The organism is Candidatus Enterococcus moelleringii (assembly GCF_017377575.1).
Lineage (GTDB): Bacteria > Bacillota > Bacilli > Lactobacillales > Enterococcaceae > Enterococcus_A > Enterococcus_A moelleringii.
The window spans coordinates 1-7,831 of record NZ_JAFREM010000036.1; the positions used below are offsets into that span (position 1 = coordinate 1).

Below are 7,831 nucleotides of genomic sequence, written 5' to 3' on the forward strand. Positions count from 1 at the left end.
TAATGCTTATCGGTACTTACCTCGTAGGTATTCCCTACTGCCCAAGTATCTGTTTGTTTCACATCAATCGCTGGAATGCTTGGTGTTCCGTAAGTTTTGAGATTGGCATTGCCGTTCACATTATTCTCAGGAGCTGCATCCTGTCGATGATTGTCCGTGGTATCCACTTCAAAGCTGACAAAGGTTTCTTCCAGCTTTAATCGAACAAGAGCTGGCGTTTCCCCATCATTTTTCACCCGGACTTTTTTCGTCTGGGTGGTACCCGGTGCCCAGCCAAAAACACGGCTGTACTCTTCGTCAATTCGAGCAGATAATTTCCTGCGATTCGCTTCAGATTGATTTATCCGTTCGTCTGCCGAGGTAATCCAAGCATAGGTACTGCCAACAACTAGAAGCAGACTGAGTACGACTGAGAAGCAAGCAAAGAGCAGCTTACTTTTAAGGAATACTTGAAGCAGATGACGACGTTTTTCCTTTTGACTCATTCCTGCTCCTCCTCACGTCGTTTTTTCCATAGAAACAAAACAATCAGAATCAGCAATAAGCCCGTTAGAAACATATGCACGATTTGTTCACCTGTTTGAGGCAGGAGTTTTCTTGGACCCGACGGTGCTGGTGGGGTTGAACCACCATCAGTAGGCGGCAAGGCTCCTCTCCCCGGACCAGAAGACTCTGATGGCGAAGTAGGCGTTGAGGAATCTGAAGGTTCAGTTGGTTCTGTAGTTGGTTCTGTCGGTTTGGTGGGTTGATCTTTCGTACCGACAAAGGTCCAATAGAACTCTAACTCGCTTTCTTCTTTTAGGTCTTCATTGGTTAAGGTAGAATCTGCAGTGAATTTCGCTCGTAAAATTTTATCACTGCCGTATTCACAAACCCCCAGCTCTAACGGTGTCTTTGTCCAGTCAAATGACCCATCGCCTAAAAGAGGTCCGGAATAGATTTCCTTATCATCTAAAGTAAGCGTCATTGTCATATGATCTTTCCAAAGAACCGATCCTCTGGAATCCCCCTCCTCAACTAACAAGCCTAAAGAAAAAGGTTCCTCCAAATCTAAACTACGAATCGTGATTTCTTTTTCATAGCTTTCGCCCGGCAGAACAGCCTCGATATCGATGTAGTATTCGCCTTCAGGGGTAGTATATATCCCATCTGAATCACCAATCACTAGTCCTGGAGGCAGCTCATTTGCTGCCTCACTGACTAGCGCATTTCCAAAAGACAGGAGAAGAATAAAAAGTGCCATTAAACACGTGATGATTGTTTTAACGTATTTCAAATCCCTCCCCCTCTCTCAGAAACATGTTTATTTACCGATACGTGAAAGTAATTGCTCAACAATTTTTTCTGTATTGGTGTCTGCTGTAGGATCTAAGCCCCAACCAGCAGTATCATCTTTGATTGCTGTTTCAGTTGCTTGAATCGCTTCTAATTTAACAACTAGATCGTACGTAGCGTTAGTATATTCTTTACCCAAATTTTCTCCAAAGACTAAATTTTTCAATAAATCAGCTGTTGTTTGTCCACCTTTTAATGTTCCAGTATAGTAGAACCAGCCATCGCCCGGATTGTAAACCCATTTCTTAGCTGCATCTGCTGCCACAGTTTCATCGGTTTCAGCTGGATTCAAAGCAGCAATATTAGTCATTGCACTTCCATAACCAACGCGAATCTCTTTTTTAGCCAAGCCATTCAAGTCTGCTTGTACGCCTTTTACATCGTTATTCGCTGTTGGAATAAGGTCTGCATCAGTCGCTGGAGTATCCCCTGGTAATGTTTCGGGTGATACAATTCCTAAAGCAGCTTCTCTATAGTCATATTCGACACCGCTACGGTTACCGGTTGTTCCTAGCAAAGCACGTCCTGTGACTGTTGTTTCACCTACTGGTGCTAAAGAAGAGTACGCCCAGTTGACAACTGCGTTTTTATAACCATCAGCATAGTAACCATATTTTATATCGGAAACAGTAAAGTTCCAGCCGGTTGCAGATTCACTTCTGTCTCCCACTGCACCAGTTGGTGTTACTGTACCTTGCACTTGCTGATACTTACCTGCTGCATATTCATGCACTAGGATAGGTGTATAGACTTCTTCTACATATCCAGTCAGATCATCAGTTGATTTTCCACCTTGTACAAATAATTTAACCCCATCTTCTAATCCAGTTACTTGAGTTGCTGGATCAGTAGTCTCTGCAAATCCATTTTCTGCACTAATCTGCGCTGCGCTATACTCTACTGGTACGTGAGAATTTAAGGCAGCTGCAGTACCAGGATATTTCGCTCCTGGAACTGAACTTGGGCTGAATGTCACATCACCTTTACTTGCCAAATGTTTCAGTACTTCTTCATAAGATACCCGTACAAATACACTTGCGTCTCCCGTGTTAGTAACACTCACTTCTTTTTTTGCTATAGTTCCTGGTGCCATTGGTTTTGGTTCCCAAATTTCATTAACGGTTACACTATCATTTACCACTTTGGCAGATTTCACTCGGTTGACCCGTTGTTGTTGTGAAGTAATCCAGGCAAACGTCCCTGAGAGAACCGCAATCAGCGCTAAAGCCGCAGCTGCAGCTAATAGCTTTTTCTTCTTACTGTTTTTCTTCATTTCTTTTTCCTCCTATACATCCTTTTTTCCTTTTTTTATATAAACACTTGCTTGTACAAGCGGTTATATCCTTTTTGGATACCTGTTTCCTCTATTTGGTTTGCTGACGGTGTTGGGCTGTAAAAAGTACGCCTTAAGCACTAAGAAAAAGCCAAAGGTGGACAGTACACATACTAGACAAAGCCAAAGATTTTCTTGCACAAAGGACAAGACAGCGCCCATTCTCGGAATGATAAAAGTAACCTTACCGAACACGCGACTGGCATCAATCGGCGGGTCGTTACTTTCATTGGCATCCCCTTTGGTCACAATGTAGTCGCCTTCCTCACCATTCAGCTCGGTTAGACGTTCCACCATTCTATGGGTTAAGTACCTGTCGCCATCCCCTACTTGGAAGGTCACGACGTCTCCTTCTTTGACCTCGCTGCCATCTGTCATCTTCACTAGGACAATATCCCCAGAATAAAATCCTTCGGAAGGTGAATCTGGCTGCGGTGCCATTGAATCCGTCAAAACTTGGTAGAAGCGATAGCCGAAGATCGCGGCATTCGACTTCTCACTAAACGCAAACATCACCGCACTAAGGAGAATGCCGATTGTGATTGTGTAAAAGACCAGGTTGTACACGAACAGAAAAATCTTGCGATTCGTCGAGTTCTTCGCCTCTTGCAACGGAGGCGACCCTTGCGAAATAGGCCTTGGTCTCGGTGGGCGCGGAGGTCTGCCTTGCGGCGGTATTCGTTCTCTGTCATAAGCACCATAAGCAGACTCCGGCCTATTAGGCCTCGGATTTCGATAACGATCAGGTGCTGGACGTTGTGCCCTTCGCGGATCTGGCCGCCGGTCACTAGGTCTGCGATTCGGTTCCCCGCGATATTCCCGATTTACCGGTCTTTGCGGATAAGGTCGGCCCCGATCTGAGTATTCATCATATTCGTAATCATCGTCATACCTTCTAGCAGGTCTTCTGTTTGAAGGGGGGCGGTCGCGATATGGCGGTCGGTTGTCGAAATCGTACTCTTGATCTCGGTAGTCACGTTGTCTCGTCATAGTTCCCCCTCTTTCATTGTGCGATTCGATTGCCGGATAGCTGCATTGCTGGTCGTTGAGCAGTTGGTGGAACGAAAATTACCGGCTGCTTAGTTCTACTTGTCCGTACTTCTGGTTCCCGATTCGTTTCCTCATCGGTTTGAACAGAATCATTTATTTTTTTCGTTGCATCTGCATCCGTTGTTTGATTTTCTGCAGAAGCAAGCGGTGCTTCTTTATTTGGTTCCTGATCATAACTAGTTAACTGATAGGTTTCGATTAACGCATTCAGTTTCTTGTCATAAGCCGTATCAGTCGCATACTTTCCGGTTAATGATTTTGCTGCTTCTTCATGAGTAGCAGCATTGGCTTTCCACGTCCCTTGATAAAAACTAGGGTTGCCGGAAAGACCATTTTTTAACAGTGAGGCATAATCTTCTAATGATTCTTTGTAGCTGGGATATTGGCGAAATGCTGAATTTATCGTGTACAGCTGGCCGTTCCCTTTATCTTCTTGGGTATTGAAATTCACTTGCTTCCCTTGATAACTCCCTTTAATACCAAACAAATTATGATGAGGTGGTCTTGCGAGTTGACTGTTGCCTGATCCGGTTTCCAGAATTGCTTGAGCAATCATGACGGATGCATAGAGGCCTTCATCCCACGCAATTTGCTGGGCATCCTTGCCAATGGCTTGAATGAATTCTTCCGTCGTCTTGTTTTTAGCTACAGAGAACTGAAAGTTTTCTTCGACTTTGGCAGCCGGTAAGGCGGGCTGCACAGCTTGTACTGCTTCAGGTGCTGGTGCAGCAGGTGGTGCTTTTGTTTCTGATTCCTTTATCGCTGATTCTTCGCTGGCTTCCTTGATTACTGGGTCTGCTGTTGAACTCGCTACTGTGCTGCTTTCGGTTGACTTACTTTCTTCAATTGATTCGGAAGATGAAGCTGACGAGGTTGCCGTTTCGGCTTCTCCTATGGTCTCCAACTCTTCACTAGCAATAACTGAAGAGGCTGCTGGTTCACTGTTTAACTCTTCCTGCTGCAGGCTGATGGATTCTTTTGTTTCTGCTGAAACGGATTGCTTAACTTGTGACTGGCATCCGGTCAGTAAAAGACCGCTCAGCAGCAATCCACTCAGTAAATATTTAGCGTTCATATCGTTTCCGCCTCTCGTTATTGCGTGGCGGCTGTGAAGGATTTCTTGGCCGTCTTGGCGGACGAGCGGCTGCGCGTTTCAAGTTCAGCACCACGGAGTGATAATACAGTGCGGTCATCCGCAAATAGATCGCCAAGATCATCAATAGCAACAACAAGAACAACTGACTGACTGTCACTACCTCTTGAAAATCAGTGAAATAGAAAAAAATACCTATAACAAAAACAGCTAGCAGCACCACTAAAGAGAAGAGCCAGTAGACCCAATACCAAAAGGTGTACCATTCAATTTTTTCTTGCAGTGTTGTCATTTATTTGCTGTTCCCCTCTTTGATAATTCCTAAAATTTGTTTTTCTGAAACGAAGCCGAAGCTGCGACTATCCATAGAAACAGCTCGGTTGTCTCCTAATACGAAGTAATGATCTTCAGGGATCAACGCTGTAGATACCTGTTCCCAAACAAAATCTTCGGTCTGTTCAGCAAATTCATCTGTCACCGGTTTTCCATTGACAAACAATTGACCGTCTTGGTAATCCAGCCGTTCACCTGGTAGACCAACGACTCGCTTGAGATATAAAGCTTCTGGGTCATTCGGTGGATGCAGCACGACAACATCAAAGCGCCTTGGGCTGTGATGTGCCTTGACTTGCACGACTTCTTCCTCCCAAAAGGTAGGATTCATCGATTCACCCATGACAGAATACTTAGGATATAACCAGTGATAGGTTCGAAAGAATCCAAAAAACAGCAAATAGCAGCCTAAATAAGTGGCCACTATTGTAATGGGAAGCGCCCAACGGCTTGAGTATTTCTTTCGTCGGCCTCAACCAGCCTCCTGAATATCTTCAGCTGGTACATCCTTGTGCTCTCGGACCATTCGTTCCAGTACTGCACTTTCTCCTTGCAGCAAATCAAAGTAAGCTGCTTTGCCTAACAAATTGTCGTAGTCCATTTTCATTAATTTAACGTAGGGCTTTCTAAACCAAGGTCGGGCATGAACCTTCGCCCGTGATTCAATTACCTGACACTCATAGAGAACAAAATGAATATCCCTAGTAGAAAGATTGTCCTTGATTTTTTTGACTTGATCTCTTTCATACACTAGCGTGTTGTCGGTAACTGTCATTTTTTCAGATTTATTAACCAACTCACCGTTCAATTGCCACATTTGCTCCAAGAAACGAGCCTTTTGCAAAAGATACGTATATTCCCGCAGGCTGATAGTTAGGCGCTTATCCCAATCACTTTCCTCCATTTGAGGCCGATCGAAATATTGAATACCGCTGTAAAACATGGAAAGCTCCAGCTTTTCAATCACCATTTCTAACTTTTGGTTCAGCGCTCGCAGGCGGGCTTTACCTTGACTTTCTTGGTGAATCTCCTCATTCTCAACTAGCTCCTGCAATTCCGAAACTTCCTGAATTTGATGATCGACCTGCTCTTCTTCCGGAGCTGGTGATTCTTCAGCCTCTTTAGGGGCTGGTGATTCTTCAGTCTCTTTAGGAGCTTCCAAAGAATCGAATGAAAATTGTTGTTGGGCCAACTCTAGCAGCTGCTGTTCAGCCTGTTTTAGTGCTTCTTCAGCTGGCAGTGTATACATATTAGTTAAGCTTTCTTCCAAATTTATTGAAAAAGGAAAATCTGTTTCACCTAATGCCATAGGAACAAAATCGAATCGGTAAACCTGGCGCCCGTACTTTGGTGCTTCTGTTTGACAGCGGAGCCAAGCAAAATTTGGGAAAAACTGTTGTAGGGATTGCCAGAAGGCTGTCCAGTCGAATTTTCCAGGCATTAGTAACAGCTCCAGATGATAGCTGCTGTTCATTAAGCGAAACAGACGATCAAAATGCTGATGGATTTTTTCTCGCTGATCGCTAGTTAGTGTGCCCTGGGGCTCGTAAAGATGCTCGCAGGCACGCTCAATTCCTTCCAGTAATGGCTGGGTGATCAGTTCCTCCTCCATGGCTGGTGCTGGTGTCGGATAAAGAGCGACTTGACTATTGGCTTGTTTCACCGCATGACCATCCCTTTCTGCTACTCTTCTTCCAATAATGAATCACTGTTGGCTAGTAGCCGAACATAAAACTGAGTAGTTTCTTCCTGCGCAGCACGCAGACGTTTGCGGTAATTTTTAATTTCCTGCTTCATCACTCTCAGTTCTAATGCCGAATCGTGAAGGACTTGTTCTGCTTCTTGCTCTGCCTGACTACGGATGCCTCTGGCTTCAAATTCAGCTCGTTCCAAGATTTCTCGTTCTTGCTTCTTGGTTTCTACCAGAATCGTTGCCAACTCTGCTTTTATTTCTTCATTTTCGGTCTGAGCTTTTTTCAATTCGGCAATCTGCTGCTGAGCATCAACTAAAGCATCTGTTTTTTCCTGCTTCTCTTGTTGCATCTGAGCTTTCAGTTGCGCAACCTGTTGATTCAATTCAGCAATTTGCTGATCCTTTTCCTTCTGATCAATATGCTTCTGCTCATTTTCAATCAACATTGTGGCCATATTCGTCATTTCGGTTTGTTTTACTTCTAATTGGTGTTTCAATTGAGAAACCGTTTCTTCTAAACGTTTAATGTCTTGCTGCAACGGCGATTCTTTTACCGTCTCTTCCTCTACTGAAGCAGAGAATGATTCGCCCTCATCGTCATAGCGTGAATCGTAACGTTCTTCTGTTGGCGATGTTCTGCGGCGTGGTGGACGCTCAGCACGTTCTCGCTCATATTCGTTATAAGTTTCAGCAGGTCGCTCATACCCATCTTCTGAGTAAGTGTCATACCCGTACTCTTCTTCATAACCCTCGTTGTTGTATTCATCATAGAAATAGTCTTCCTGATGTGGTTCTTGATATGTGTCTTTCTTCTGTTTCCCAAATCCAAACATGACCCAATTCCTCCTCGGTAACTACTGTGGTGCTCAGCAAGGCATTAAACATAGCCTAAACCTTGGCCGAACACTTACTAAATAAAGGCGCTACATGATAAAATATTAGTGTTGAAGTTTTTCCATTTTCTATCTTTTTCCTATCCTTGAATTAAAGAAAA

General features: G+C 44.2%; 8 protein-coding genes and 1 pseudogene. All 9 read right to left on the reverse strand.

Annotation, left to right across the window (positions count from 1 at the left end):
* Positions 1–485, reverse strand: a pseudogene (locus JZO70_RS20455) (hypothetical protein); the annotation flags it as partial.
* Positions 482–1,243 (reverse strand): LPXTG cell wall anchor domain-containing protein, encoded by a 762-nt coding sequence (locus JZO70_RS20460; protein WP_207675557.1) that lies wholly within the window; start codon positions 1,241–1,243, stop codon positions 482–484. The gene JZO70_RS20460 and the pseudogene JZO70_RS20455, both read right to left, overlap by 4 nt.
* 60 nt (positions 1,244–1,303) lie before the next feature.
* Complete coding sequence (locus tag JZO70_RS20465) at positions 1,304–2,608, reverse strand: hypothetical protein (RefSeq protein ID WP_207675551.1); 1,305 nt, start codon at positions 2,606–2,608, stop codon at positions 1,304–1,306.
* A 63-nt stretch (positions 2,609–2,671) separates the two neighbouring features.
* Positions 2,672–3,658, reverse strand: coding sequence for a signal peptidase I (locus JZO70_RS20470; RefSeq protein WP_207675552.1), 987 nt, complete (start codon positions 3,656–3,658; stop codon positions 2,672–2,674).
* Between the two features lie 13 nt (positions 3,659–3,671).
* On the reverse strand, positions 3,672–4,793 hold the full coding sequence (locus tag JZO70_RS20475) for a glucosaminidase domain-containing protein (RefSeq protein ID WP_207675553.1): 1,122 nt from the start codon (positions 4,791–4,793) through the stop codon (positions 3,672–3,674).
* Complete coding sequence (locus JZO70_RS20480; protein ID WP_207675554.1) at positions 4,783–5,103, reverse strand: hypothetical protein; 321 nt, start codon at positions 5,101–5,103, stop codon at positions 4,783–4,785. Before JZO70_RS20480 ends, JZO70_RS20475 begins: the two co-directional genes overlap by 11 nt.
* The gene (gene lepB, locus JZO70_RS20485; protein WP_347565215.1) at positions 5,104–5,568 is read right to left on the reverse strand and encodes a signal peptidase I; all 465 of its coding nucleotides are present in this window, start codon (positions 5,566–5,568) and stop codon (positions 5,104–5,106) included. It lies immediately after the preceding gene.
* A gap of 48 nt (positions 5,569–5,616) precedes the next feature.
* Positions 5,617–6,807: a hypothetical protein gene (locus JZO70_RS20490; protein ID WP_207675555.1), complete on the reverse strand. Its 1,191-nt coding sequence runs from the start codon at positions 6,805–6,807 to the stop codon at positions 5,617–5,619.
* Between the two features lie 20 nt (positions 6,808–6,827).
* Positions 6,828–7,670: a coiled-coil domain-containing protein gene (locus tag JZO70_RS20495; protein WP_207675556.1), complete on the reverse strand. Its 843-nt coding sequence runs from the start codon at positions 7,668–7,670 to the stop codon at positions 6,828–6,830.
* Between the last annotated feature and the right edge of the window lie 161 nt (positions 7,671–7,831).